Below are 25502 nucleotides of genomic sequence, written 5' to 3' on the forward strand. Positions count from 1 at the left end.
GGGAGTAACGCTTAGTTTGCGCGCGCGCTGTCCCGCGCCGCCGGAGGACCTATGAAGATCGCCGTTGCCAAGGAAATCGATCCGCTCGAGCCGCGAGTCGCCGCTTCGCCCGATACGGTGAAGAAGTTCAAGGCGCTGGGCGCCGAGATCGCCGTCGAGCCGGGCGCCGGCATCAAATCGGGCCTGCCTGATTCCGAATTCACCGCCGTGGGTGCCACCGTCAGCGCAGATGCGCTGAAGGATGCCGACATCATCATCAAGGTGAAGCGCCCTGAAGCCTCCGAGCTCGCGCAGTACAAGCGCGGTGCGCTCGTCATCGCCATCATGGACCCCTACGGGAACGAGGCTGCGCTGAAGACGATCGCCGATGCCGGCGTCTCCGCCTTCGCGATGGAATTGATGCCGCGCATCACGCGCGCGCAGGTGATGGACGTGCTGTCCTCGCAGGCGAACCTTGCCGGCTACCGCGCCGTGATCGAGGGCGCCGAGGCGTTCGGCCGCGCCTTCCCGATGATGATGACCGCCGCCGGCACCGTGCCCGCGGCCAAGGTGTTCGTGATGGGCGTCGGCGTTGCCGGCCTTCAGGCGATCGCGACCGCGCGCCGTCTTGGCGCCGTTGTCACCGCGACCGACGTGCGGCCCGCGACCAAAGAGCAGGTCGAATCGCTCGGCGCGAAATTCCTCGCCGTCGAGGACGAGGAGTTCAAGAACGCGCAGACCGCCGGCGGCTACGCCAAGGAAATGTCCAAGGAATACCAGGCCAAGCAGGCCGCGCTCACCGCCGAGCACATCAAGAAGCAGGACATCGTGATCACCACCGCGCTGATTCCGGGTCGGCCCGCGCCGAAGCTCGTCTCCGGCGAGATGGTCAAGTCGATGAAGCCGGGCTCGGTGCTGGTCGATCTCGCCGTCGAGCGCGGCGGCAATGTCGAGGGCGCCAGGGCCGGCGAGGTCGTCGACCTCGATGGCATCAAGATCGTCGGCTACACCAACGTCGCCGGCCGCGTTGCCGCCTCGGCCTCCAGCCTCTACGCGCGCAATCTGTTCTCCTTCATCGAGACCATGGTCGACAAGAAAGAGAAGAAGCTCGCCGTGAACTGGGATGACGAACTGGTCAAGGCGACCGCGCTCACGAAAGACGGCGCCGTCATCCACCCGAACTTCCAGCCGAAGGTTTAAGGAGACCCTCCATGGAGCATGCTGCACAGGTCGTCGACCCCTTCATCTTCCGGCTGTCGATCTTCGTCCTCGCCGTCTTCGTCGGCTATTTCGTGGTGTGGTCGGTGACACCGGCCCTGCACACGCCGCTGATGAGCGTGACCAACGCGATCTCCTCGGTGATCGTGGTCGGCGCGTTGCTTGCCGGCGGCGTCGCGAACGTCTCGAGTGGCTCGGGCTGGGCTCGCGCCTTCGGCTTTGTCGCGCTCATTTTCGCCTGCGTGAACATTTTTGGCGGCTTCCTTGTCACCCAGCGCATGCTGGCGATGTACAAGAAGAAGTCGAAGTAAGCGGCCACCTCGGGCTGAAGGATTAATGGGGACCTGAGATGAGCGCCAACCTCTCTGCATTTTTGTATCTCGTGGCGGGAGTGCTGTTCATCCTGTCGCTGCGCGGGCTGTCCAGCCCGGCTTCGTCGCGCCAGGGCAATCTGTTCGGCATGATCGGCATGGCGATCGCGGTCGCCACCACGCTGGCCAACCATCCGCCGGCAGACGGCCTCGCCTGGGTGCTCGTCATCGTCGGCATCGCCATCGGCGGCGCGATCGGCGCGGTGATCGCCCGCCGCGTGCCGATGACCTCGATGCCGGAACTGGTCGCCGCCTTCCACTCGCTGGTCGGCATGGCCGCGGTGCTGGTCGCCGCCGGCGCGTTCTACGCGCCGGAAGCCTTCGACATCGGCACCCCCGGCAACATCCATCCGCAGAGCCTGGTCGAGATGTCGCTCGGCGTCGCCATCGGCGCGCTGACCTTCACCGGCTCGGTGATCGCGTTCCTGAAGCTGTCCGCGCGCATGAGCGGCGCGCCGATCATCCTGCCCGCCCGTCACATCATCAACATCGTGATTGCGGTGGCGCTGGTGTTCTTCATCGTCCGGCTGGTCCTGACCGGCGGCGCGCTCGACTTCTGGCTGATCGTCATCCTGGCGCTGGCGCTCGGCGTGCTCATGATCATCCCGATCGGCGGCGCCGACATGCCGGTCGTGATCTCGATGCTGAACTCGTACTCGGGTTGGGCTGCGGCCGGCATCGGCTTCACGCTCGGCAATTCCGCGCTGATCATCACCGGCGCGCTGGTCGGCTCCTCGGGCGCGATCCTGTCCTACATCATGTGCCACGCGATGAACCGGTCCTTCATCTCGGTCATCCTCGGCGGCTTCGGCGGCGAGACCGCGGCCGCCGGCGGTGGCGGCGGTGAGCAGAAGCCCGCCAAGCTCGGCTCGGCCGACGACGCGGCCTTCATCATGAAGAATGCCCAGAAGGTCATCATCGTGCCCGGCTATGGCATGGCGGTGGCGCAGGCGCAGCACGCGCTGCGCGAGATGGGCGACATCCTGAAGAAGGAAGGCGTCGAGGTGAAGTACGCCATTCACCCGGTCGCCGGCCGCATGCCCGGCCACATGAACGTGCTGCTCGCCGAAGCCAACGTCCCCTACGACGAGGTGTTCGAGCTCGAGGACATCAACTCCGAGTTCGCACAGGCCGACATCGCCTTCGTGATCGGCGCCAACGACGTCACCAACCCGGCGGCCGAGGAGGACAAGACCTCGCCGATCTACGGCATGCCCGTGCTGCAGGTCTGGAAGGCCGGCACCGTGATGTTCATCAAGCGCTCGCTGGCCTCCGGCTATGCCGGCATCGACAATCCGCTGTTCTACCGCGACAACACCATGATGCTGCTCGGCGACGCCAAGAAGGTCACCGAGAACATCGTCAAGGCGATGTAGCACGCGAAGGAAACGGACCGTGGCCATCAACAGGGATTGGCACCGGTCTCATCGCATGCCCCTCAAGGCGACGCGCGAGCAGCGCGTCGCATGGCATGCCGCCCACAAGGCGGCATGCGGCTGCCGGGACGTACCGGCGAGCCTCCGGCCCGACGTCATGAAATTGCTGCGGAGCCGTCGCAAGCCCTGAGCTGAACCTGGGGCCGGCCGCGCAATGATCACCATCGCCAAATGGACCGTCATCCTGCTTGCGACCGTCTATCTCGCCGGGCTCCTCGTGCTCTATGCCCGGCAGCGCGAGATGCTGTTTCCGATACCGACCGCCAAGCGGACCCCGCCTGAGGCGGCAGATTGTCCCGAGGCGGAGGAGCATGTCCTGACCACCTCGGATGGCGAGAAGATCATCGTCTGGCACGTGCCGGCGAGGCCCGGTCGTCCCGTGATCCTGTATTTTCCGGGCAATGGCGACTTTCTTGCCGGCCGTGTCAGCCGCTTCAAGGCCATGACGGCAGATGGCACCGGCCTCGTCGCGCTGTCCTACCGCGGCTATGCCGGCTCGAGCGGCGCGCCGAGCGAGGAGGGTCTGCTGCACGATGCCGCCGCCGCCTACGCCTTCACCACGGCGCGCTACACGGCGGAACGAATCGTCGCCTGGGGCTTCTCGCTCGGGACCGGCGTGGCGGTCGCGCTCGCCGCAGAACAGCGTGTTGGAAAGCTGGTCCTGGAGGCGCCTTATACGTCGACGGCCGACATTGCATCTTCGTCATTCTGGTTCGTGCCGGTGCGCCTCTTGATGCGCGATCCGTTCCCTTCCGACCAGCGGATCACGCGCGTCACGGTGCCGCTCCTGGTGATGCATGGCACCAATGACCTTGTCATTTCGATCGTGTTCGGAGAGCGTCTGTTCGCGCTCGCGCATGAACCGAAGCAGTTCGTTCGCTTTGCGGGCGGCGGACATGACAATCTCGATAGCTTCGGTGCGATCGAAACGGCAAGGCGCTTCATTGGATCCTGAACGGCTCGTCACCCGGCTCCGGGGCATATCCCTCGCCGCCATCCTCGCTTTGTTGCCGCAGCAGGCATGGGCCGCAACCGGTCTCGATGGTGCGGCGATGCGCTGGCCCTATGCGCTTCCCTTTGCCGGCCTGTTGCTGTCGATCGCGCTCGGACCGCTGCTGTTTGCGAAAGTCTGGCACCATCATTACGGCAAGATCGCCGCTGCTTGGTCGCTGGCGGCGCTCGTCTCACTCGTGATTTTTGCCGGAAGCGCGGTCACGCTGGCTGTGCTCGTGCACGCTCTGCTCGCCGAATATCTTGGCTTCATCGTGCTGCTGTTCGCGCTCTATGTCGTGGCCGGCGGCATTCTCATTACCGGCGACATCAAGGCCACGCCAGCGATCAATGCTGGCATCCTCGCGCTCGGCACGCTGGGTGCAAGCATTGTCGGCACCACGGGTGCCGCGATGATCCTGATCCGTCCGCTGATCCGCGCCAACCGGCCGCGGCGCCACAACGCCCATGTCATCATCTTCTTCATCATCCTGGTCGCCAATGTCGGCGGCGCGCTGAGCCCGCTCGGCGATCCCCCGCTGTTCGTCGGTTTCCTGCACGGCGTCGACTTCTTCTGGACCACGCGGAGCATCTGGCTGCAGACCTCGATCGTCGCCGGATTGCTGCTCGCGATCTTCACCGCCATCGATTTCTGGCGCTTCCGCAGCGAACCTCGGCTCAGCGACGCCGGTCCCGCGGATCCGGTCCGCATTCGCGGTCTCGTCAACCTCGTGCTGATCGCAGCCATCGTCGCGAGCCTGCTGGCCTCGGCGATGTGGAAGCCCGCTGTTGCTTTCGACATTCTCGGAACGAAGCTGGGGCTGGAAGACATCGCGCGCAATGTGGCGCTGCTTTCCATTGCGGCGCTGTCGGTGTGGTTGACACCGGACGAGCACAGGGAGGCCAACGGCTTCACCTGGGAGCCGATCCGCGAGGTCGCAAAACTGTTCGCGGGCATCTTCGTCGCCATCATCCCGGTCATTGCCATGCTCAATGCCGGCCACCACGGCGCCTTCGCCTGGCTGTTGTCGGCCGTGACGGCACCGGACGGTGCGCCGCGCGAGGTCGCCTATTTCTGGTTCACCGGCCTGATGTCAGCGTTTCTCGACAATGCACCGACCTATCTGTTGTTCTTCCAGCTTGCCGGCGGCGATCCGCAAACGCTGATGCACGAGCTGTCGGGCACGCTCGCGTCGATCTCGATGGGCGCCGTCTACATGGGAGCGCTCACCTATATCGGCAATGCGCCGAACTTCATGGTCAGCAGCATCGCGAGCGAGAACGGCATCGAGATGCCGAGCTTCTTCGGCTATCTCTTGCGCGCCGGCGCCGTGCTGATCCCGCTGTTCATGCTGCTGACGCTGCTGCCGGTCGCCCCGATCCTGCGCTGGCATTGAATCTGCCGGCCGATTTGCTACTGCTCGTCTTCAGTGATTGGAGCCGGTAGATGAGCGCGCATAATCCGATGCCCCGGTCGGCCTGGATCTTTCCGGCGCTGGCCGTGCTGTTGTTCGCAGCCGTCAGCGCGACGGGCTACGTCTTCACGCTGTCGCTGGGCGGGCTCGCCTTCGCGACCGTGCTGCTCATCATCCTGTTCGGCACGGTGTTCGCCGCGGTTCATCATGCCGAAGTGATCGCCGAGCGGGTCGGCGAGCCCTATGGCACGCTGGTGCTGACGCTCTCCGTGACCGTCATCGAGGTGGCGCTGATCACCACGATCATGCTGGGCGACAAGCCCGCCCCGGAACTGGCGCGCGACACCGTGTTCGCCGTGGTCATGATCGTCTGCAACGGCCTCGTCGGGCTCTGCATCTTCATCGGCGGCCTGCGCTATCGCGAGCAGGGCTTTCAGCTCTCGGGGGCCAACGTCTATCTCAGCGTCCTGTTCGCGCTCGCGACCATCACGCTGATCATGCCGAACTACACGACCACCGCGCCGGGGCCGGTCTATTCGGCGGTTCAGCTCGGTTTCGTCGACGTGGTCACGCTCGCGCTGTACGGAGTGTTCCTCTACACCCAGACCGTCCTGCACAAGGATTACTTCGTCCATGAACGGGCGGACGGCGGCAGCGGCGTGGCGCATCTGCCGGGCCGGATGTTGGTGGTCAGCGTCGTGCTGCTGCTGATTGCGCTGCTGGCCGTGGTGCTGCTCGCCAAGAAGTTCTCGCTGGTGGTGGACGCCGTCGCGGCCAAGATCGGCGCGCCGCCGGCCTTTGCCGGCCTTCTGGTCGCGCTCCTGATCCTGATGCCGGAAGGCGTCGCGGCCGTATCGGCGGCCCGCAAGAACGACCTCCAGAAGAGCATCAACCTCGCGCTCGGCTCGTCCCTCGCCACCATCGGGCTGACCATCCCGGCGGTGGGGGTCGCCACCTACGCGCTCGACAAGGAGCTCACGCTCGGCCTCAGCGCCCAGGGCAGTGTGCTTTTGCTCCTGACCTTCTTCCTGAGCATGCTGACCTTCGGCACCGGCAGGACCAATGTCCTGTTCGGGCTGGTCCATATGGTGGTATTTGCCGTCTACGCGTTCATGGTTTTCGTGCCCTGAAGCGCGACGTCCCAAGAGAGGTTCCAGATGCTTGCCGCCAAGTCCGAGATCCAGGTCGACAACGAGGAGGTCCGGGTGACCGAATGGCGGCTTCCGCCCGGTAGCGCCACCGGGCATCACACCCACGGCATGGACTATGTGATTGTTCCCGTCGTCGCGGGGGAGATGACCATCGTGGCGCCGGGCGGCGAGCGGTCCAAGGCGCAACTGGCAGCCGGGAAATCCTACTTCCGCAAGGCGGGCGTCCAACATGACGTACTTAACGAAACCTCAACCGAGATCGTGTTCCTTGAGATCGAGCTAAAGCCGTAGATCCGGCCTTAACACTTGCCATCGATCCGTCGCAGTTGATCCCTTACAATGCCCTAAAGTTCCCGCATCAGATCGCGCGGGGAGTGGCCGGAATGCTGAAATACCTCGCTAAAATCTCGATGGATATTTTCCCCTCGGTGCTCGCGACGATCATCGGGGCGTACATCGTTAACCACTACATCAACGCCAAGCCGGCGGCTGATGCCCCTGCGGCCGTCGTGGCCCCTGCCGAGGCCGGCAAGAACGGCAAACCCGCCGATGTCGCCAATCTCCCTGCGCCCGGCGTCAAGGCCAAAGGCATCCCCGAGAAGAGCGTGACGGACAAGCCGGCGGCCGAAAAGGCTGCCGATCAGCCGTCCGCCGAGCACAGGGCTGCCGATGTGGCCCCGGCTGAGGCCAGCCCGCGTGGCAAACCGTCGGCGCGCGAGAAGGCGGTCGCCAAGTCGACCCCGGCCACCAGCACACCCGCTCCCGCCGCTCCGGTGGTCGAGGCCAATTCGGCGCCGGCTGCTGCGGCTCCGGCCCCCGACGCCAACGACCTCGTGCGTGCCGCGATCGAGCGCCTGCGCAAGACTCCTGAGGGCAAATCTTCCGAGGGCAAGTCTTCCGAAGGAAAGTCGTCTGCCGAAACCAAACCTGCCGAGGTCAGGCCGTCCGAGACCAGGTCAGCCGAGAGGCCGACTGAGCCTGCCGTGCGGGAAGCAGTCCGCACGCCCGAGGCCCCGCGGGTCGTCAGCATGGAGCCGGCTACGGTCCGTCCGCTGCCGCCGCCGATCACGGTATCGACGCCCTCATCGGAGGCCTATGGCAAGGATGGCTCCTCGCCGGCCAGTCCGCCCTACACGGCCTCGGTCGGCAACGATGATCCGAATCGGATGACGCCGCCGGCTGACATTCCCGTGCCGATGATCGCGCCACCGCTCGATCTGCGTGCCGACGCCGGTGGCTCCATGCCGCGGCCGAAGAAGACCAATGTCGCCGACGAGATGCTGTCGGGCATGAAGTCGATGTTCCACTCGGTTCTGCCGAAGAGCGCCACCCCCGATTAAGGCGGCGCCTGTCGTCAAAACCGTCAGCCGCCGACGCGGGCAAGTCCGCTGCGCGCGGCGTCGTCGCGTGGGCGAAGCGAGACAGCCCTGGTGTAGGACGCCGCCGCCTTGGCTCTGTCGCCCAGCCGCTCATAGGCCTGTCCGCGCGTGGTCCAGACCTGGGCGTTGTGCGGATCGGCCTCGGAGGCCTCATCCAGATCGGCCGTGGCCTCCTTGACCTTGCCGAGCGCGAGATAGCTGGTGGCGCGGCCGAGCAGCGGCTCGACCTTCTGGGGATTGAGTCCGCTCGCAGCGCTGAAATCTGCGATGGCGAAGGCGTGCTGATTGTTGCCCTGGTAGATCAGGGCACGGCCATACAGCGCCTGCGCATTGTAGGGATCGAGTCCGACCGCGCGATTGAACTCGTCGAGCGCTGCCGCGACCTCGCCTGACTTGGCCAGGGATTGGGCTTTTGCAGTGTGGGCCTGAGCTTCGGTGACGTTGCCGGCGCTCACCGCGCCCTCGGCGGGCGCAGCCGCCTGGGGGGCCTCCTGCGGCTTGTCCTTCTCCGGCATCAACGATCCCAGATCGAAGGAGCAGCCGCACAGCGCAATCCCCATCAAGGCCAGCGCGCACGGCTGCCGCCAGATCCGGCGTCGCCGCGCCAAGCCGCGCTGGAGGAAGGGGGAGGCCATCTGCGGTTCGCTCGCGCTAGAGCATGATCCGGACCCGAAGGGCCGCGTTGACGAAAAGTATGAAGCGGTTTTCCCTCGCGACAAAGGCGGAACGCGCTTGCGTAGAGATCAAGGTCAAACAACAAACTAAAGCGCGACGACGTTCAATCCAAATCTCATCGCGTTTGCGTGCCGCATCCGTGGTGCCTGGCCCAAAGAGCAGCGCGCACAAACAATGACGCGGGCCAGAGGCCCGCGTCATCGAAACTGAAATCTTACAAAATTCGGTGAATCAGCGCGGTCCGCGCGGACCTGCACCCGGGCCGCCACGACCGCCGCGATCACCGCCGGGACCTGCGCCGAACACCGGCTTCGGCTTCATCGGCAGCAGGCCTTCGCGCTGCAGCTTCTTGCGGGCCAGCTTGCGCGCGCGGCGCACGGCTTCGGCCTTTTCGCGGGCCTTCTTCTCGGAGGGCTTCTCGTAATGACCGCGGAGCTTCATCTCGCGGAAAATTCCCTCGCGCTGCATCTTCTTCTTCAGCGCCTTGAGGGCTTGGTCGACATTGTTATCGCGAACGAGAACCTGCACGCGGCATCCTCTTCAGTGGATCGGATTTGAATTCTGGTAAGACGAAGGGGATGGCGAAAACGCGCAAGCCCTTAACCTTGAGGGCGCGGATGTATCAGACAATTCCCGGGATGTCCACCGGACAAGCGGGTTTTCGGGCCAAGTTCAGCCATTAAATGAGGCAAAAATACCTCTGTGCGGCCCTGATTTGGGCGATTCGACGCCAGGGATGGGGCCGTTTCCGGAGCTTTGTTCCGGAATCTTGAAAGCAGGGGACTACACATGGATATCAAGAAATACGCTGCTGAAGCCATCGGCACCTTCTGGCTCACATTCGCAGGCTGCGGAAGCGCGGTGATCGCTGCCGGCTTTCCGCAGGTCGGAATCGGTCTGGTCGGTGTCTCCCTCGCATTCGGACTGAGCGTGGTCACCATGGCCTATGCGATCGGCCATATCTCCGGCTGCCATCTCAACCCGGCCGTCACGGTCGGTCTTGCCGCCGGCGGGCGTTTTCCGGCCGGGCAGATCCTGCCCTATGTGATCGCGCAGGTGGCCGGCGCGATCGTGGCCGCCTGGCTCCTCTACGTCATCGCGAGCGGAGCTCCCGGATTCGATGTCAGCAAGGGCTTCGCATCCAACGGCTATGATGCGCATTCGCCCGGCCAGTACAGCATGATCGTGTGTTTCCTCACCGAGGTGGTGATGACCATGATGTTCCTGTTCATCATCATGGGCGCGACCCATGGCCGCGCGCCCGCAGGCTTCGCGCCGCTCGCGATCGGGCTCGCGCTGGTGATGATCCATCTCGTCAGCATCCCCGTCACCAACACCTCGGTGAACCCGGCGCGCAGCACGGGCCCCGCGCTGTTCGTCGGCGGCTGGGCGACGGCGCAGCTCTGGCTGTTCTGGGTCGCACCGCTGATCGGCGGCGCGCTGGGCGGGGTGATCTATCGCTGGCTCAGCGAGGAGCCCACGGGCGTCGTCGCAGGCGCGAAGACGGCCTAATCGCGGAGCGGGATCGCAGCTCGAAGCTGCGGTCCCGCTACTTGCCTTTCGTCGGCCTGACTTCGGTGACGTGGCCCATCTTTCGGCCGGGACGCGGCGCACCCTTGCCGTAGATGTGCACGGTCGCGCCCGGCACGCTCAGCCACTTTTCGTAATCATTGATCTCGTCGCCGATCAGATTGGTCATGGTGACGATTTCGCCGTGGCGCACGGGCTTGCCGAGCGGCCAGCCGGCGATGGCGCGGATGTGCTGCTCGAACTGCGAGACCGAGGCGCCGTCGAGCGTCCAGTGCCCTGAATTGTGCACGCGCGGGGCGATCTCATTGACCAGCACCTTCGGGCCGGTGCCGTTGGCGAGCACGAACATCTCGACAGCGAGCACGCCGACATAGTCGAGCGCGCTTGCGATCTTGCCGGCGATGCTGCGTGCTTCCTCGGCGAGCGCAGGCGGGATCGGCGCGGGCGCGCGCGATATCTTCAGGATGTGGTCGCGGTGCTCGTTCTCGGTGACGTCGAAACACTCGACCTGGCCTGTGACCGAGCGTGCGGCGATCACGGAGATCTCGCGCTCGTAGGGCACGAAGGCTTCCAGGATCGCCGATTTGGTGGCGAGGCTGGTCCACACCTTGGCGATGTCGTCGCCCTCGCGGATGATGGCCTGGCCCTTGCCGTCATAACCGAAGCGGCGGGTCTTGAGCACGGCCGGAAGGCCGATCCTGGCGATCGCCTCGCGCAGCGAGGACACGGAGGTGACGTCGGCATAGGCTGCGGTGCCGATGCCGAGCCGCGTCACGAAATCCTTCTCGGCGAGCCGGTCCTGGGTGGTCTCGAGAATCTTGCGGTTGGGCAGCACGGGTCGGCGCGCGTCCAGCACCATCGCGGCGGCCGATGGCACATTCTCGAATTCGTAGGTGATGACGTCGACGTCGTTGGCGAACAGTTCGAGCGCCTCGACGTCGGCATATTCGGCGCAGGTCGCGTTCAATACGACGTCGAAGGCCGGCGAGTCCGGATCGGGCGAGAAAACCTGGCAGCGCAGGCCGAGCCGCGCCGCAGCCATGGCCAGCATCCGGCCCAATTGTCCGCCCCCGAGAATTCCGATGGTGTCACCGGGCTTCAGCTTCACCTGCCTGGTGTCGGTCACGCCTTGTCCTCCGGGCGCTCGGCGACCGCCTCGGTCTGCGCCTTGCGCCAGGCCGCGAGGCGATCGGACAAGGCCGGGTCGGACAACGCCAGGACGGCCGCCGCCAGCAGCGCGGCGTTGGTCGCGCCGGCCTTGCCGATGGCGAGGGTGCCGACCGGGATGCCGGCGGGCATCTGGACGATCGAATAGAGCGAATCGAGGCCCTTGAGCGTCTTGGATTCGACGGGAACGCCGAACACCGGGAGTTCGGTCAGCGCCGCCGCCATGCCGGGCAGGTGTGCAGCGCCACCTGCGCCGGCGATGATGACCTTGTAACCCGCGGCCTTGGCGCCCTTGGCGAAAGCAAAGAGACGGTCGGGGGTGCGGTGGGCCGAGACGATGCGGGTGTCGGCGGCGACGCCGAGCGCGGCAAGCGTGTCGGCGGCATGCCGCATCGTGTCCCAGTCCGACTGGCTTCCCATGATGATGGCGATCGGCGCGGTCATGACGTTAATTGTGCCCGAAAAACAGAAAGATAGGCCAGATTAACGGTTCCGGCCGGCGGCTCGCAAGGCGATGGCAAGGAGAAGGGAATCCACTATCCTGTCTTGGTGAATCCCCGCAAGCCTTCATTGAGCAGGATGCCCATGAAGAAACCAAAAAGGGCAGGCGCTGCGAAGGCCAAAAAGGGCCGGAAGTCCAGTGCCGGCCGATCGAAAACCGCCCCAAAACGGCCGACCAGGCGGCCGGCGAAGCCGCCGGGGCGTGACGCGTCGGGCGATGATGGGGCCAAGGATACCGTCAGGGCGACGATCCGCGGCTTGCGGACCAAGCTCAAGGAGGCGCAGCGCCGGGTCGCGGAACTGGAAGCTGCGGCCGACACCGATTTCCTGCTCGAGATTCCCAACCGGCGCGGCTTCGAGCGCGAGCTGGCGCGCGCCATCGCCTACATGAAGCGCTACCGCGCCAGCGGGGCACTGATCGTGCTCGACGTTGACAGGTTGAAGCCGATCAACGATTCGTTCGGTCATGGCGCCGGTGACGAGGTGCTCAAGGCGATTGCCGCCACGCTGACGCGGCAGGTCCGCGCCTCCGACGTGGTCGGGCGGCTGGGGGGCGACGAGTTCGCGCTGCTGCTGTGGAATCTCAGCGAGACCGACGCCAAGGCGAAGGCGGCCATCTTCGAGCAGGCGGTCGACGAATTGTCCTTTGTCTTTCGCGGCGAGCACGTGACTGCGGGCGCCTCCGCCGGTGTCGCGCTGCTGGGAGCGCAGTCCGACGCGGGTCGTGCCCTGGAGGAGGCCGATGCCGCCATGTATGTGCGCAAGGCGCACCGGCGGCACGAGCCGCGGATCGGGCTGGTCGGCAGCTAAAGCGCGCTGAGATCCGGCGGTACGTTACCGAATGTCCGCAGCAATTTGGCGTCGCCAAACTCGCCGGTCAGGGGATCGCCGCTGCGGCTGAAGGCGACGGCGCCGATATGGCCGGCGCCGTGCGCCAGCATTTCCGCACGACGCAGGGCGGCAGCCGATGTCTGGCATTCCTCGGCAGCACCCGCAACCGGCGATCCGTCCTCGTCGATCAGGAAGGGCAATGCAACGTAGTAGGTGACGTCGGGCATGGTCGGCTCCGATAGCTGACGGTTCAGGCGGCGCTGCTCTTGCTCCGCATCTTGCTGCGCGAGGTCTCCGGAATGCAGCCGGCGGAAATCGCCGCCTGCAATTCCTCAAGCTCGGCCTCCAGATATTCGTTGGCCATGATCAGCGCCTTGATGGTGCTGCGCAGATTGCCGTCGCACATCGCGATCGCCTGATCGCAGGCCTGTTCATAATGGCTGTTGTCGAGAAGGGCGGCGGTCGACATCTGCATTGTCCTTGTCAGTTGTGCTGGACATTTCCTGGGGGCGCTGGGGTGCTCAAATGTTCCTACTTTGTTCTTTTCGAGCCAAGCGGATTCATCCGCACGCCGGCTCGCAGGTCAGGCGATGATGTCGGGGGTGATCTGGTCTTCGATGAACGCGATGCGGTCTCGTAACAACAGCTTGCGCTTCTTCAAGCGCTGTAACCGCAATAGGTCGGGGGCGGGCGATTGATGCAGTGCATCGATCGCCGCATCGAGATCTCGGTGTTCCTGCTGCAACCGGGTGAGCTCGGCTTCGAGCTCACGCTCGTCTTCATTGGTCATGTCTGCGGTGGCCGAAAACCGATAGGCGTGGGATTAAGGCTGTGGATGCCCTGTGGAAATTATCGTCCTTGCGCGGCGTGATCGCAAGCGATCTGCGACCACCGTTCGCCGATCTCCAGCGACATATTTCCGCTGATCGCCGCGGCGCTGCGCAAGCGCATTGATATCATGGATTTTTCCCGTGCGGTTCCTTTACTCACGCTTCGTTACATATGAATTTTCAAAAATGAAGCTGTCACGACGGTTACCCATCGACAGAACGAATCGCTGATGTACACTTCCTTGTCCGGATCGAATCCTGAGGTTCAACCCTACCGAGGAGGTTTCGAATGACAATTCAGGCACATCTCGTTGAATTGGAGCGGAAGCACAAACTTCTCGAAAACGAATTGCACGAAGCTCTCGTGCACCTTTCAACAGACGACCTGCAAATTGTTGAGTTGAAGCGCCGGAAGTTGATGGTCAAGGACCAGATCGAGCGTCTGAGGCACGGCGACACGCTCCACTAGTGACCCCCGTAACAGCGTAGAGTTGATCGTACCCTTATCCCGCAGGGGTGAGAGCTTTTGCGCTCATCCCTGCAGCAAAGTGCGCACCGTGCAAAGAAGTTTGCGCGGTGTTTCGTTTTTGTCTGAACGCGTCGTCTTGCTGCGAACCGGTATCCGCTTCGCTCGAAAGCGCTTCAGATGTCTGCGAGCTCGGCGACGTGATCTGCGATCGCGAGCGACGACGTCAGTCCCGGCGATTCGATGCCGAACAGATTGATCAGGCCAGCGACGCCGTGATCGCGCGGGCCCTGCATCAGGAAGTCCTGCGTGGCCACCGCGGGCGGTACGATCTTCGGCCGGATACCCGAATAGCTCGGCATCAACGCGCCGTCAGGCAGCGTCGGCCAGTATTTGCGGATCGCCGGGTAGAACCGCTCGGCGCGTGACGGGTCGACCTCGTAGTCGATCGTCTCAATCCACTCGACGTCAGGGCCGAAGCGCGCCTGGCCTGCCATGTCCAGCGTCAGATGCACTCCCAACCCGCCGGGCTCGGGCACCGGGTAGATCAGGCGCGAGAACGGCGCCTTGGCATTGCAGCTGAAGTAATTCCCCTTGGCGAGATAGGCCCGTGGAATTCGGTCCAGCGGCATGCCGTCGATGTTGCGAGCCACATTCGTCGCCGAGAGCCCCGCGGCGTTGACGAGGAGGCTGCATTGCAGCGTCATTGGCGCCTCGCCGCCGGCGTCGATCTCGATCAGGCCGTTCGCCGCCTTGGCGCGGATCAGCGGGGTGTGAAACGCGAAGGCCGCGCCGGCTTCCTCGGCTTCGCCGCGCAGCGAGAGCATGTAGGCGTGGCTGTCGATGATGCCCGTCGAGGGCGACAGCAGCGCGGCGTCGCAGGCCAGCGCCGGCTCCAGCGCGCGTGCCGCCTCGCCTGTGAGCAACTGCATGTCAAGCACGCCATTGGCCTCGGCATGCGCCTTGATCGATTGCAGCTTCGCGGTCTCCTGCGGGCTGGTCGCGACGATCAGCTTGCCGCAATTCCTGTGCGGGATGCCGCGCTCGGCGCAGTAGCGGTAGAGCGCGTGCTTGCCGTCGACGCACATGCGCGCCATCCAGCTCCCGGCGCGGTAGTAGATGCCGGCATGGATCACCTCGCTGTTGCGCGAGGAGGTGATGGTGCCGATCGCCTCGGCCTCCTCGAGCACGATGACCTCGCGCCCGGCCTGCGCAAGCTTTCGAGCCACCGCGAGCCCGATCACGCCGGCTCCGATGACGACGCAATCGACCCTATCCATGGTTGTGCAGGATGTCCGCTGGAAGCGCCGGTGGCGTCAGGCCTGGAGAGAATGCCGCGAGGCCATTCTCCGTTAAGGAAGAATTTATCATGTCAGGGCAATTGCCGTATTTCACGTCACATTTTTCTGTTGCGCGTACAGGCGTTTACCCGATCCAAACGCGTGAAGCCAGACAATCCGACGTTGAAATCGCGGGTGGCTGATGGCTGAGAAGAACTGGCACGAGGGCAGCACGCTTCCGATTGCTGTGCAGGCCGTTGTGTGCCTGGCCGGCACGGTTGCGCCCGCGCGCGCCTTTGCGCTGTCGGACAGCTTCGCCGCGCCGAGCTATCTCGGCCAGCTCGATCCCAACGTGGTTTGGGAGGTCCTGATCGCGGGCATCGTCGTCTGCGCGTTCCTCGCCGCGATCGTGCTGTGGATCCATTCCTCGCTGCGCCGGACCAGGCGCTTGCAGTTGCGGCGCAACGCCTTCGTCTCCTCCGCCATGAACAATCTCAATCAGGGCGTGGTGATGACGGATGCGCAGCGTCGCATCATCTTCTGCAACGACCGCTATCTCGAGATCTACGGCCTGACGCGGTCGGAACTCTGGGCCAATATGGACGGCCATGAGCTTCTCGAGCTCAGGCGCAAGCGCGGGGTGCTTGGCGGCATCTCCGACGATGAGTTCTACGAGAAGGCGGCAAGCCACAACGGCCTGATCACCGAGCTGCCCGACGGCCGGGCCATCCTGGTGAAGTTTTTCGTGCTGCCGAACGGCGGCTCGGTGGCGACGCATCTGGACGTCAGCGAGCAGCGCAAGCTGTCGCGACAGCTCGCTTCCACCAAGCAATTCCTGGAATCGGTGCTGGACCATGTGCCGGCCTGCGTGGCCGCGAAGAACATCGAGGATGGTTGCTACATCTTCGCCAACAGCGCCTATGAGCGATTCTGGGGGTTCTCGCGGGATCACGCCGTCGGCAAGAACGCAGGCGAGCTGTTTGCGCCGGTCTCGGCAGCCATTATCGAGGCGACCGACCGGGCGGCGCTCAACTCCCCGGACGGCCAGTTCCGCAACGAATTCGAGGTCGACCGCGGCGGCGAGCGGCGCATGGTCGCCTCGATCCGGATCGTGGTCCGCAACGAGAGCAACAAGCCCGAGTTTCTGCTGCTGGTGTTCGAGGACATCACCGACCGCCGGTCGCTGTCGCAGGAATTGGAGAGCACCAAGAAGTTCCTCGAGCTCGTGGTCGACAACATCCCGGTGGCGCTGATCGTCGAGCAGGTGAAGGACGGCCGCTATCTGCTCGCCAATCGCAGCGCGGAGACGATCCTCAACCGCCGGCGCGAGGAGGCCACGGGCCTGACCGCGTCCGACATCTTCAACCCCAAGGAAGCCAAGCTGATCATCGCGCGCGACGAGGCCGCGATCAAGAAACGCGGGATGATCACCGAGGAGCATCCGATCTCCACCAAGGACGGCCTGCGGCTGTTCCTGACCCGGCGTGCCACGGTGCTTGGCGATACCGGCGAGCCGCAATATCTGATCAAGACCCACGAGGACGTCACCGACCGCCGGCAGACCGAGTCGCGCATGGCGCACATGGCCTATCACGACGGCCTCACCGATCTGCCGAACCGCGCCGCCTTCCTCCAGGCGCTGACCCAGATGATCGAGGCCTGCGAAGGCACCGGCGAGGAGTTCGCGGTCCTCTGCGTCGACCTCGACGGCCTCAAGGAGGTCAACGACGTCTTCGGTCATGCGCTCGGCGACAAGCTCCTGATCGAGGTGGCCCAGCGGCTCCAGGACTCCGCCCGTGGCGGCGTGGTGGCGCGCCTGTCCGGCGACGAATTCGGCCTGATCATCGACGGCAAGCAGCCGGACGCAGGTCTTGCACTGGCGCAGCAGATTGGCGACGCCGTCGCGAAGGACTTCCAGATCGACGGCCGTGCGGTCCGCGCCGGCGTTACCACCGGCATGTCGATCTTCCCGCACAACGGCGCCGATGGCGCCTCGCTGCTCGCCAATGCCGGTGCGGCGCTGTTCCGCGCCAAGCAGAAGTCGCGCGGCACGATCAGCCTCTACCAGCCCGAGATGGACCATCAGATCCGCGACCGCCGCGTGCTGCACCAGGACCTGTCGGTGGCGATCAAGAACGGCGAGCTTTCGCTTGCCTTCCAGCCGCAGGGCGTCGCCGGCCACAGCGTTGCCGAGAGCGAGATCATCGGTTTCGAGGCGCTGGCGCGCTGGCAGCATCCGGTGCGCGGCCAGGTCTCGCCGGCCGAATTCATCCCGATCGCCGAGGAGAGCGGTCTGATCGTCGAGATGGGCGAGTGGATCCTGCGCCAGGCCTGCCGCGAGGCGGCGTCCTGGCCGAAGCCGCTTCAGGTCGCGGTCAATCTGTCGCCGGCGCAGTTCATGCACGGCGACGTGGTCGGCCTCGTCCATTCGATCCTGATCGAGACCGGCCTTGCACCCGGCCGGCTCGAGCTGGAGATCACCGAGGGTGTGCTGATCGAGGATTTCGACCGGGGCCTTGCGCTGCTGCGCCGCCTGAAGGCGCTCGGCGTGCGCATCTCCATGGACGATTTCGGCAGCGGTTACTCCTCGCTGAGCTACCTCCAGGCGTTCCCGTTCGACAAGATCAAGATCGACCGGGCCTTCATCATCAATCTCGGCCGCAACCCGCAATCGGCTGCGATCGTTCGCGCGGTGATCGATCTCGGCCACGGCCTCGAAATGTCGATCATTGCCGAGGGCGTCGAGACGGTCGAGCAACTCGCCTTCCTCGCCAAGGAGGGCTGTGACGGCGTGCAGGGCTATCTGCTCGGCAAGCCCCTGCCGATCGGGAAATATGCCGGGCTGGTCGGCCGCACTGAACTCATGGAGCTTGCGCTCAAGACCGGTTAGAGCATTTTCGAGCGAAGTGGACACCGGTCCGCGTCAAGAAAAAAGCGTCAGAATAAGAATCTAGAGCCCCGTTCCGATTTCATCGGAACGGAAATGGCTCTAGTGATGATGGGGCGCTTTGCTCCCATTCGACGGCTTCATGGCGGATTACGATCTCGCGATCATCGGCGGCGGGCTGAACGGTGTCAGCCTCGCGCGCGATGCGGCCGGCCGCGGCTTGCGGGTCATCCTGTTCGAGCAGGGCGATCTCGGCGGCGCGGCCTCCTCGGCAACACCGCGGCTGATCCATGGCGATCTGTCGGTGCTGGAGCGGCGCCGGTTCCGGCGGGTGCGCCGGGCCCTGGCCGAGCGCCGGACCTGGCTCCAGATCGCGCCGCATCTGGTCCGGCCGATGCGCTTCGTGATCCCCGCGCATGCCGACGAGCGTCCACCATGGCTGCTGCGGGTCGGCCTTTATGTCTATGACGGTCTCACGAACCGGGGCGGTCTGCCACCCTCGGCGACCATCGACATCACGCATCATCCGGTCGGCAACGCGCTGAAACGCCCGTTCGGTACAGCGTTCGAATATTCGGACTGCGTTGTCGACGACTCCCGCCTGGTGGCGCTGACGGCACTGGATGCCGCTGAACATGGCGCGGCGATCCGGACCGGTGCGCGTTGCGTCCGTGCCGACAGAACCGACATTTGGCGGCTCGCGGTGGTCGATCGTGGCCACCGCCGCACGGTCACGGCGCGAGCGCTGGCCAACGCCACCGGCGGCTGGACGCCAATGGTCGCTGAGACCGTGCTGCGGCAGCCGCAGCCCGCGATGGCGGCCACGCAGATGAGCCAGATTATCGTGCCCAAGCTGTTCGACTCCGAGAACGTCTACGTCTTTCAGAACAATGATGGGCGGCTGATCTTTGCCCGGCCCTTCGAGCGCGACTTCACGCTGATCGGCACGGTCACGCACGCCTTCACCGGCGATCCCGCAATTGTGGCGATGCCGGGGGCCGACGTCGGCTATCTCTGCGAAGCGGCGAGCCGCTATTTTCGTGAGCGCGTCGCCCCGACCGACGTGGTCCGGACGGTCTCCGGCGTCAACCTGACGCTGGCGTCCGTGCGCGGACGCGACGGCACGATGCTGTTCCATGCGCGCCGGCGCAAGGCGCCGCTGCTCACGATGTTCGGCGGCGACGTCACCACCTCGCGCCTGCGCGCGGAGTGGGCGGTGACGAAGCTGACGCCGTTCTATCCGATGTCGCCGCCCTGGACTGCTGAAGCTGCGCTGCCCGGCGGAGATTTCGCCTGGGACCGTTTCGACACCGAAGTCGACCTCGCGCGCGACCGCTGGCGCTTTCTGTCGGAGCCAGAGGCCCAGCGTCTGGTCGGAGCCTATGGCTCGCGGTTGTCCGCAGTGCTAGGCGAGGCAAAGACCCGCGACGAACTTGGCCCGGCGTTCGGCCCCGAGCTGACCGGTGCCGAGGTGCGTTATCTGATGGCCAGCGAATGGGCGCGCTTTCCGGACGACATCCTCTGGCGCCGCTCCAAGCTCGGCTTGACCATGCCCGCGGCGGATCGTGACGCTCTGGCGGTGTTCATGACGGGTGTGAAAGATGCACCGCTAATTGGTTGAGCAAAAGCCGATCGGCCGCTAGCGTGCGGCGGAATCGGGGTTGGCAGGGAACATGACGGACGAATTGCCCAAAACGCACGCCGCGACAGGTGCGGCCGATGGAGACGCATCCGCGGCGGGCCGGCCGCTGCTGCGCATCGAGGGCGTCGTCAAAACCTTTGGCACCTTCCGCGCCGTGGATGGCGTCTCGCTCGACATCAAGGCCGGCGAATTCTTCGCGCTGCTCGGGCCCAGCGGCTGCGGCAAGACCACGCTGCTGCGCATGCTCGCCGGCTTCGAGGCGCCGGACGAGGGGCGCATCCTGCTCGGGGATAAGGACATCGCGCAGGCGCTGCCGCATGAGCGCCCGATCAATATGATGTTCCAGAATTACGCGTTGTTTCCGCATCTGTCGGTGCGCGACAACATCGCCTTCGGCTTGAAGCGCGCCGGCCTGTCGCGCGCCGACACCGCCACCCGAGTGGCCGAGATGGTCGCCCTGGTGAAGCTCGAAGGGCTCGAGAAGCGCAAGCCGGATCAGCTCTCCGGTGGCCAGCGCCAGCGCGTGGCGCTTGCCCGCGCACTGGCGCGCCGGCCACAACTGCTGCTGCTCGACGAGCCGCTCGCGGCGCTCGACAAGAAGCTGCGCGAGAATACGCAAGGCGAGCTGATGGAGCTGCAGCGCCGTCTCGGCATGACCTTCATCGTCGTCACGCACGACCAGGAGGAAGCCATGACGATGGCGAGCCGGATCGGCGTGATGAAATCAGGCAAGCTCGCTCAGGTCGCGAGGCCCCGCGAGCTCTACGAAGCGCCGCGCTCGCGCTGGATCGCGGAGTTTGTCGGCGACGTCAACCTGTTCGACGGCGAGACGAAATTGCGCGACGGTCATCGTCTGGTCATTGGCACACGTGATGCGGGTACGTTGGTGGTGGCGGAGCCGCGCGAACCGGTCGGTGCGGGAAGATTCTCGATCGCGATTCGTCCCGAGAAGATCAAGTTGTCGCGCCGCGCCCCGGTGAGCGAAGCCGGTCGTGAAACCACGATCAACAGCCTGGACGGCGTGGTCGCGGACATCTGCTATCTCGGCGGCACCACGACCTATAAAGTGAAGCTCGATACCGGCGGAATCGTACGGGCCTCGGTCGCCAACAGCGCCCGCCTGGATGTCGACGCCTATAGCGTGGGCCAGCAAATCGTCGCCTGGTTCACGCCGGATGATTGCGTGGTGCTGCCGTCATGAGCTCCCGCCGCATCTTTGCGCGCCCGGCGCGCTTTGCCGCGATCGCGCCCTATGTCTGGATGGTGCTGTTCTTCCTGGTGCCGTTCGCCTTCGTGCTGAAGATCAGCCTGTCGCAGACGGCGATCGCGCAGCCGCCTTACGAGCCCGTATTCGCGCTGACGGCGGGGTGGGATGCGCTCAAGGCGGCCTTTGCCGCACTGTCGATCGACAATTTCAAGCTGCTTGTCTCCGACGACATCTATGTGTTCGCCTATGTGCGCAGCCTCACCGTCGCTCTGACCGCGACTACGCTGCTGCTGCTGATCGGCTATCCCATCGCTTATGGCATGGCGCGGCTGCCGAAGAGTTGGCAGGCTGTGGCGATGGTGCTGGTGATCGTGCCGTTCTGGACCTCGTTCCTGATCCGCATCTATGCCTGGATCAACATCCTCCAGCACGACGGCCTGCTGAACCAGATCCTGGTGGCGCTACATCTGGTCAGCCAGCCCGTGGTCTGGCTCTCCACCGACAGCGCGATGTATATCGGCATCGTCTATTCTTATTTGCCATTCATGATCCTGCCGCTCTACGCCACGCTCGCCAAGATGGAGCCGGTGCTGGAGGAGGCGGCCTCCGATCTCGGCGCGCCGCCGTGGCAGGTGTTCTGGCTCGTCACCTTCCCGCTGTCGCTGCCCGGCGTCGGTGCCGGCGTGCTGCTGTGCTTCATTCCCATCGTCGGCGAATTCGTCATCCCGGACCTTCTGGCCGGCTCCAATTCGCTGATGATCGGCCAGACGCTGTGGCTCGAATTCTTCACCAACAAGGACTGGCCGGTCGCCTCTGCAGCGGCCACCGTGCTGCTGGTGGTGCTGCTGGTGCCGCTGCTGCTGTATGAGCGCCTCCAGAAGCGGCAGCTGGAACAGGGACGCTGACGCCATGCGCAAGGTCTCGCGCCTGTCCCGTTTCAACGTCGCCTCGCTCGCGCTGGGGCTGGCGTTCCTTTACTTGCCGATCCTCATCCTCGTCATCTATTCCTTCAATGCCTCGCGGCTGGTGACGGTGTGGGGCGGCTGGTCGCTGCGCTGGTATCACGAGTTCTTCAACGACCGCGCCATGATCGAGGCCGCCTGGATGAGTTTTCGCGTGGCGGTCTCCTCGGCGACCATCGCCACGCTGCTCGGCACGCTCGCCGCGGTCGCCTTGTCGCGCGGCGAGCGCTTCCGAGGCCGTACGCTGTTCTCCGGCATGCTCTACGCGCCGCTGGTGATGCCCGAGGTGATCACGGGGCTGTCGCTGCTATTGCTGTTCGTGGCGCTGAACGCCGAGCGCGGCTTCTGGACGGTGACGATCGCCCATACCACGCTGACGATGTGTTTCGTCGCCGTGGTCGTGCAGTCCCGCCTCGGCTCGCTCGATCGTTCGCTGGAGGAGGCGGCGATGGACCTTGGCTGCGACCCGGTGCGCGCCTTTCTTTCGGTGACGCTGCCGCTGATCGTCCCCGCGATCGTCGCAGGCTGGATGCTGGCCTTCACGCTGTCGCTGGACGATCTCGTGATCGCGAGCTTCACCACCGGCCCCGGCTCGGCGACATTGCCGATCCGGATCTATTCCGAGGTGAGGCTGGGCGTGAAACCCGAGATCAACGCGATCTGCACGCTGGTGATCGCCCTGATCGCGGTGGTGATCGTGATCGCTTCGCTTGCCTCAAAACTGTCGAGTTCGCAGGGCGAGAGCGCCGCGCCGCTGTAAGCGGGGCCCGCTTCTCAGAAAGCAGCCAACACCCACTTGGCTCCGTCCGCGCGTAAGATGTATAGCTTGCCGCGCGCCAACACGGTCTGGAAGTCGGTATTTCCCGTTCCGATGATGGCCTTGAGCTCGCTGCCGGCTGCATCGGCTTGTACGGTCAGGATCTGCCGTGGCGCCAGCTCGATCTTTTGTGAAACTCCCCCGACAACGAACTGGAAGCCGAGTGGCTGACCGGCGTCGTTGTAAAAGCCGACGCTGTTTGCTGCGACCACCGGCTCGGCGAGCGAGCGGACGGGAACGGTGAGACCTTGATTGCCATTCGGAGCCAGCCCTGTGGCTGTTGGAACGTGGCCCGGCGCAAGTCCGGGGACTTGGAGCGGCATCTGGGTCACATAGGGAGTCATCGGGGCCAGATCAGGCCTTATCGCGTTTCTCTCGATCGCGGTCTGCGGATTTGGAGCTCGCAAGCCAAGATTTCCAGGCGAGGCTGATTGAGCCGATGCCAACTGGGGCGCCGAAATCAGAATAAGGCCGGCGGTCGCTACTGCGGTGCGTAGGCAGTCCATGACGATGCCCTCTTGTCTAACGTTAACCTCTAGGTGCGGTCGCGGTGCCCGGCGGTGCCGCTTGATTGGGAGGAGCCGCGTTGGCAGCATTGAGGGCTGGCGGTTGGCCCTGAGGTTCTTCGGCCGCCCCGGCCGCCGACTTGCCGAAAATATACCCGACGATCGTGCCGAGGAGACTGAATACGGGTGCGGTCTGCGTGTCGGTGTAGCCGGCTACGATCAAGAACAACGCGGCAAAAACCACGACGAGAAGTAGGAAGGCCTTATAGAACTCCTGTGTGAGTTTGCCGATCGCCGCCATTACACACAGCAGGATTGCCATTGTGACCACCAATGCGATGGCGAGGCCGGTCAACCAGAATTCATAAGGCGTCTTGTAGGTGATGTAACCCTGTTGCTGCGCCGGCTAGCCGGTCCCCACGCTTGCGGGCGATTGTCCCGTCGGCGGCGGATTGGTAATCCGTTGATCTTGACTGACGTCTGAGGGCGTCGCGGTGGCGCTGGGGCTCGGATTGTCGGGAAGCTGTTGCGCACAAGCCAGGCCGCCGCAGAGAAGCATCAGCACGATGAGGGCAAATCTCGTCAGTCGGTGTAGCAGCATTTTGCTATCCGTCGGGCAATTGAATTGAAAAATACGCGGCACAGGCAATAAGTAGAGAATATCCTGCGCGCACACTTAGGTTGTCAATCCGATTCTTGCCTTTCTCCGCCCGGTCGGCAGGACTGGAGGTCTCATGAAGAGCTGGCTCGCTATCGCCGCCCATACCCCGCTATGGGTCTGGATCTTGTTCGCCTATCTGGTCTGGCAGGGTATCCAGTCGATGCAGCCACGCACGACGCCGATCTGGCGCGCGCTGATCCTGCCGGTCGTGTTCATCGTCTGGGGGATGTCTCGGATCGGCTTCGGGCCTCAGGGCAACGCGTGGCCGCTGATCGCGTGGATCGCGGCCGCGCTGGCACTGCTGCCGCTGGGTGTGCTGACGCCGCGTCCTTTCGAGGTCGATCACACGACAGGTGAGATCATCCGCCAGGGCAGCGCGTTTGCCCTGATCCGCAACCTTGTCGTGTTCTCACTGCAATATGCGGTCGGCGTGATCTCGGTGATCGATGCGAGCGACCGCGCACTGGCAATCATCATCGGCCGCGCCATCTCGGGCGCGACCGCCGGCTACTTCATCGGCTCGACGATCGCGCTGGTGATGGCCTATCGACGAAAACGCACCCTCGGATGATCAGCGCGACCGGGGCGGACGTTTCGAGCTTCTGGTGCCTGTGGGGCGCAGCCGCGTTGCGGTGGCTGCGACGGGGGCGGCATACCGCGCGCGCAATGCGCCCTGTGCCGCCGCCCCGAGCTGCCGCAGCGCCAGGGCGTCGAGCGGAAATTCCAGCAGGATATGGATCAGGCTCAGCGCCAGCAGGAAGGTAAAGCCGAACGCGTAGTCGTAGAAATAGAGCGCGGTGGAAGCTGCGCTGGCGGCGGCCATCGCCGCCAGCCGCGCCTTCGGGACCGCGGTCCAGCGGATCACGTCGGCTTTGATGAACCAGTTGAGGTAATGATAGGTGTAGACGAAGGCGAGCAGGCTCGTCAGCCTGGTGTCGAGGACGAGGCCGGGCACGCCGAACAGCCGGCTGAGCGCCGGACCGACATTGCCGAAATAATCCTGTCCGACCCGGGCAAAGCTCGCGATCCGGATTTCAGCGGTTGGCGGCAGCAGCAGAATCGTAGCGATCGCGACGAGGTAGACAGCCACCAGCGCAGCCTGGACGCGGCTGCCGGATCGGTGCGCGCCGAGCACCATGAAGATCAGCGTGAACAGTGAGACGTGGATCAAGGTCGGAATCAGGATGCCGATCACGGCGAGCGAGGATCCGCTCGAATACATGAGTGCGGACAGTGCGATCGCCGTCATGAACAGCAACATGCTCTCGATCGCCGAGGTGGTGGCCGCAAGCATGGCGCAGACGATCAGCGCGCCCCACATCGCAAAGCCGAACCAGGAGGCGTTGTCGATCAGGGCCGCGACCACGGCGATGATTGCGAGGGCTGCCGCAATCCCGCGATGTGGCAGGTAGTAGCTGCGGTCGTGCAGCCACGAAATCTCGGTGAAGTAGTGCGCCGGGCCGAGCACGACATAAGCCAGCAGCAACAGCTCGAACGGCATCAGATAGGCCGCCGCGAGCGCCAGCAGCATCAGGCCGAGATGGATCGCGTCGTTGCTGCGCATGATGCCGTGCCCTGCATTGGGGCACGGAGGTTAGAGC

Annotated in this window: 28 protein-coding genes; 17 read left to right on the top strand and 11 right to left on the bottom strand. The window is 64.7% G+C overall.

The genetic code is table 11. The annotated features are described in order from the left end of the window. Positions 1 to 51 precede the first annotated feature (51 nt). The 8 genes from GGD67_RS34565 to GGD67_RS34600 all read left to right on the top strand — a co-directional run bounded on the left by GGD67_RS34565 (position 52) and on the right by GGD67_RS34600 (position 7900). Complete coding sequence (locus GGD67_RS34565) at positions 52 to 1179, top strand: Re/Si-specific NAD(P)(+) transhydrogenase subunit alpha (RefSeq protein WP_179739035.1); 1128 nt, start codon at positions 52 to 54, stop codon at positions 1177 to 1179. Positions 1180 to 1190: 11 nt separating this feature from the next. Continuing rightward, positions 1191 to 1508, top strand: coding sequence for a proton-translocating transhydrogenase family protein (locus GGD67_RS34570; RefSeq protein WP_018317801.1), 318 nt, complete (start codon positions 1191 to 1193; stop codon positions 1506 to 1508). Between the two features lie 38 nt (positions 1509 to 1546). Next, a complete protein-coding gene (locus tag GGD67_RS34575; protein WP_179739037.1) occupies positions 1547 to 2944 on the top strand; it encodes an NAD(P)(+) transhydrogenase (Re/Si-specific) subunit beta in 1398 nt (465 codons plus the stop codon). 217 nt (positions 2945 to 3161) lie between these two features. Further along, entirely contained in the window at positions 3162 to 3959 is a 798-nt protein-coding gene (locus GGD67_RS34580) for an alpha/beta hydrolase (RefSeq protein WP_179739106.1), read from the top strand. Positions 3960 to 4056: 97 nt separating this feature from the next. Continuing rightward, entirely contained in the window at positions 4057 to 5391 is a 1335-nt protein-coding gene (locus GGD67_RS34585; protein ID WP_246784510.1) for a sodium:proton antiporter, read from the top strand. 50 nt (positions 5392 to 5441) lie between these two features. After that, positions 5442 to 6539: a calcium:proton antiporter gene (locus GGD67_RS34590; protein ID WP_179739039.1), complete on the top strand. Its 1098-nt coding sequence runs from the start codon at positions 5442 to 5444 to the stop codon at positions 6537 to 6539. Between the two features lie 27 nt (positions 6540 to 6566). Then, entirely contained in the window at positions 6567 to 6851 is a 285-nt protein-coding gene (locus GGD67_RS34595; RefSeq protein WP_179739041.1) for a cupin domain-containing protein, read from the top strand. A 92-nt stretch (positions 6852 to 6943) separates the two neighbouring features. Beyond that, entirely contained in the window at positions 6944 to 7900 is a 957-nt protein-coding gene (locus GGD67_RS34600) for a hypothetical protein (protein WP_179739043.1), read from the top strand. A gap of 23 nt (positions 7901 to 7923) precedes the next feature. On the opposite strand, the gene GGD67_RS34605 is transcribed toward GGD67_RS34600, so the two are convergent. Together GGD67_RS34605 and rpsU are read right to left on the bottom strand one after the other, a co-directional pair. Continuing rightward, entirely contained in the window at positions 7924 to 8574 is a 651-nt protein-coding gene (locus GGD67_RS34605; protein WP_179739045.1) for a tetratricopeptide repeat protein, read from the bottom strand. 271 nt (positions 8575 to 8845) lie between these two features. Then, entirely contained in the window at positions 8846 to 9142 is a 297-nt protein-coding gene (rpsU, locus tag GGD67_RS34610) for a 30S ribosomal protein S21 (protein WP_008546194.1), read from the bottom strand. Between the two features lie 261 nt (positions 9143 to 9403). On the opposite strand from rpsU, the gene aqpZ reads away from it, so the two are divergent. Beyond that, positions 9404 to 10126 (top strand): aquaporin Z, encoded by a 723-nt coding sequence (gene aqpZ / locus GGD67_RS34615; protein WP_018317810.1) that lies wholly within the window; start codon positions 9404 to 9406, stop codon positions 10124 to 10126. 37 nt (positions 10127 to 10163) lie between these two features. Here the strand turns inward: aqpZ and GGD67_RS34620 are convergent, their stop codons facing one another. Together GGD67_RS34620 and purE are read right to left on the bottom strand one after the other, a co-directional pair. Then, positions 10164 to 11270: a 5-(carboxyamino)imidazole ribonucleotide synthase gene (locus GGD67_RS34620; RefSeq protein WP_018317811.1), complete on the bottom strand. Its 1107-nt coding sequence runs from the start codon at positions 11268 to 11270 to the stop codon at positions 10164 to 10166. Then, the gene (gene purE, locus GGD67_RS34625) at positions 11267 to 11755 is read right to left on the bottom strand and encodes a 5-(carboxyamino)imidazole ribonucleotide mutase (RefSeq protein WP_018317812.1); all 489 of its coding nucleotides are present in this window, start codon (positions 11753 to 11755) and stop codon (positions 11267 to 11269) included. Before purE ends, GGD67_RS34620 begins: the two co-directional genes overlap by 4 nt. Before the next feature lie 141 nt (positions 11756 to 11896). Between purE and GGD67_RS34630 the strand changes: the two genes are divergently transcribed. Beyond that, on the top strand, positions 11897 to 12622 hold the full coding sequence (locus GGD67_RS34630) for a GGDEF domain-containing protein (RefSeq protein WP_179739047.1): 726 nt from the start codon (positions 11897 to 11899) through the stop codon (positions 12620 to 12622). On the opposite strand, the gene GGD67_RS34635 is transcribed toward GGD67_RS34630, so the two are convergent. The 3 genes from GGD67_RS34635 to GGD67_RS34645 form a co-directional block, all read right to left on the bottom strand. Continuing rightward, on the bottom strand, positions 12619 to 12870 hold the full coding sequence (locus GGD67_RS34635) for a hypothetical protein (RefSeq protein WP_018317814.1): 252 nt from the start codon (positions 12868 to 12870) through the stop codon (positions 12619 to 12621). The genes GGD67_RS34630 and GGD67_RS34635 overlap by 4 nt on opposite strands. A gap of 23 nt (positions 12871 to 12893) precedes the next feature. Further along, on the bottom strand, positions 12894 to 13112 hold the full coding sequence (locus tag GGD67_RS34640) for a hypothetical protein (RefSeq protein ID WP_026201909.1): 219 nt from the start codon (positions 13110 to 13112) through the stop codon (positions 12894 to 12896). A gap of 114 nt (positions 13113 to 13226) precedes the next feature. After that, positions 13227 to 13433: a YdcH family protein gene (locus tag GGD67_RS34645; RefSeq protein ID WP_008546179.1), complete on the bottom strand. Its 207-nt coding sequence runs from the start codon at positions 13431 to 13433 to the stop codon at positions 13227 to 13229. Between the two features lie 329 nt (positions 13434 to 13762). On the opposite strand from GGD67_RS34645, the gene GGD67_RS34650 reads away from it, so the two are divergent. Continuing rightward, positions 13763 to 13942, top strand: coding sequence for a YdcH family protein (locus GGD67_RS34650; protein WP_026201910.1), 180 nt, complete (start codon positions 13763 to 13765; stop codon positions 13940 to 13942). A 173-nt stretch (positions 13943 to 14115) separates the two neighbouring features. Here the strand turns inward: GGD67_RS34650 and GGD67_RS34655 are convergent, their stop codons facing one another. After that, complete coding sequence (locus tag GGD67_RS34655) at positions 14116 to 15219, bottom strand: NAD(P)/FAD-dependent oxidoreductase (RefSeq protein WP_179739049.1); 1104 nt, start codon at positions 15217 to 15219, stop codon at positions 14116 to 14118. A 202-nt stretch (positions 15220 to 15421) separates the two neighbouring features. Between GGD67_RS34655 and GGD67_RS34660 the strand changes: the two genes are divergently transcribed. The 5 genes from GGD67_RS34660 (at position 15422) to GGD67_RS34680 (ending at position 22677) form a co-directional block, all read left to right on the top strand. Then, a complete protein-coding gene (locus GGD67_RS34660; RefSeq protein WP_179739051.1) occupies positions 15422 to 18109 on the top strand; it encodes an EAL domain-containing protein in 2688 nt (895 codons plus the stop codon). 139 nt (positions 18110 to 18248) lie between these two features. After that, positions 18249 to 19727, top strand: coding sequence for a glycerol-3-phosphate dehydrogenase (locus GGD67_RS34665; protein ID WP_179739108.1), 1479 nt, complete (start codon positions 18249 to 18251; stop codon positions 19725 to 19727). A 52-nt stretch (positions 19728 to 19779) separates the two neighbouring features. Further along, complete coding sequence (locus tag GGD67_RS34670; protein WP_179739053.1) at positions 19780 to 20949, top strand: ABC transporter ATP-binding protein; 1170 nt, start codon at positions 19780 to 19782, stop codon at positions 20947 to 20949. Then, positions 20946 to 21860 carry an ABC transporter permease gene (locus GGD67_RS34675; protein WP_179739055.1) on the top strand — a complete coding sequence of 305 codons (915 nt, stop codon included), beginning with the start codon at positions 20946 to 20948 and terminating at the stop codon, positions 21858 to 21860. The genes GGD67_RS34670 and GGD67_RS34675 overlap by 4 nt, the downstream gene beginning before the upstream one ends. 4 nt (positions 21861 to 21864) lie before the next feature. Beyond that, complete coding sequence (locus tag GGD67_RS34680; protein WP_018317822.1) at positions 21865 to 22677, top strand: ABC transporter permease; 813 nt, start codon at positions 21865 to 21867, stop codon at positions 22675 to 22677. Positions 22678 to 22691: 14 nt separating this feature from the next. On the opposite strand, the gene GGD67_RS34685 is transcribed toward GGD67_RS34680, so the two are convergent. Then, positions 22692 to 23078 carry a hypothetical protein gene (locus GGD67_RS34685; RefSeq protein ID WP_018317823.1) on the bottom strand — a complete coding sequence of 129 codons (387 nt, stop codon included), beginning with the start codon at positions 23076 to 23078 and terminating at the stop codon, positions 22692 to 22694. Positions 23079 to 23262: 184 nt separating this feature from the next. Then, entirely contained in the window at positions 23263 to 23595 is a 333-nt protein-coding gene (locus GGD67_RS39600; protein ID WP_246784506.1) for a hypothetical protein, read from the bottom strand. 379 nt (positions 23596 to 23974) lie between these two features. On the opposite strand from GGD67_RS39600, the gene GGD67_RS34695 reads away from it, so the two are divergent. Next, positions 23975 to 24472 carry a DUF6622 family protein gene (locus GGD67_RS34695; RefSeq protein WP_092254773.1) on the top strand — a complete coding sequence of 166 codons (498 nt, stop codon included), beginning with the start codon at positions 23975 to 23977 and terminating at the stop codon, positions 24470 to 24472. Here the strand turns inward: GGD67_RS34695 and GGD67_RS34700 are convergent, their stop codons facing one another. Then, positions 24473 to 25465, bottom strand: a complete 993-nt coding sequence (locus tag GGD67_RS34700) for a hypothetical protein (RefSeq protein WP_179739059.1) — start codon at positions 25463 to 25465, stop codon at positions 24473 to 24475. Between the last annotated feature and the right edge of the window lie 37 nt (positions 25466 to 25502).

The organism is Bradyrhizobium sp. IAR9, from assembly GCF_013408065.1.
GTDB lineage: Bacteria > Pseudomonadota > Alphaproteobacteria > Rhizobiales > Xanthobacteraceae > Bradyrhizobium.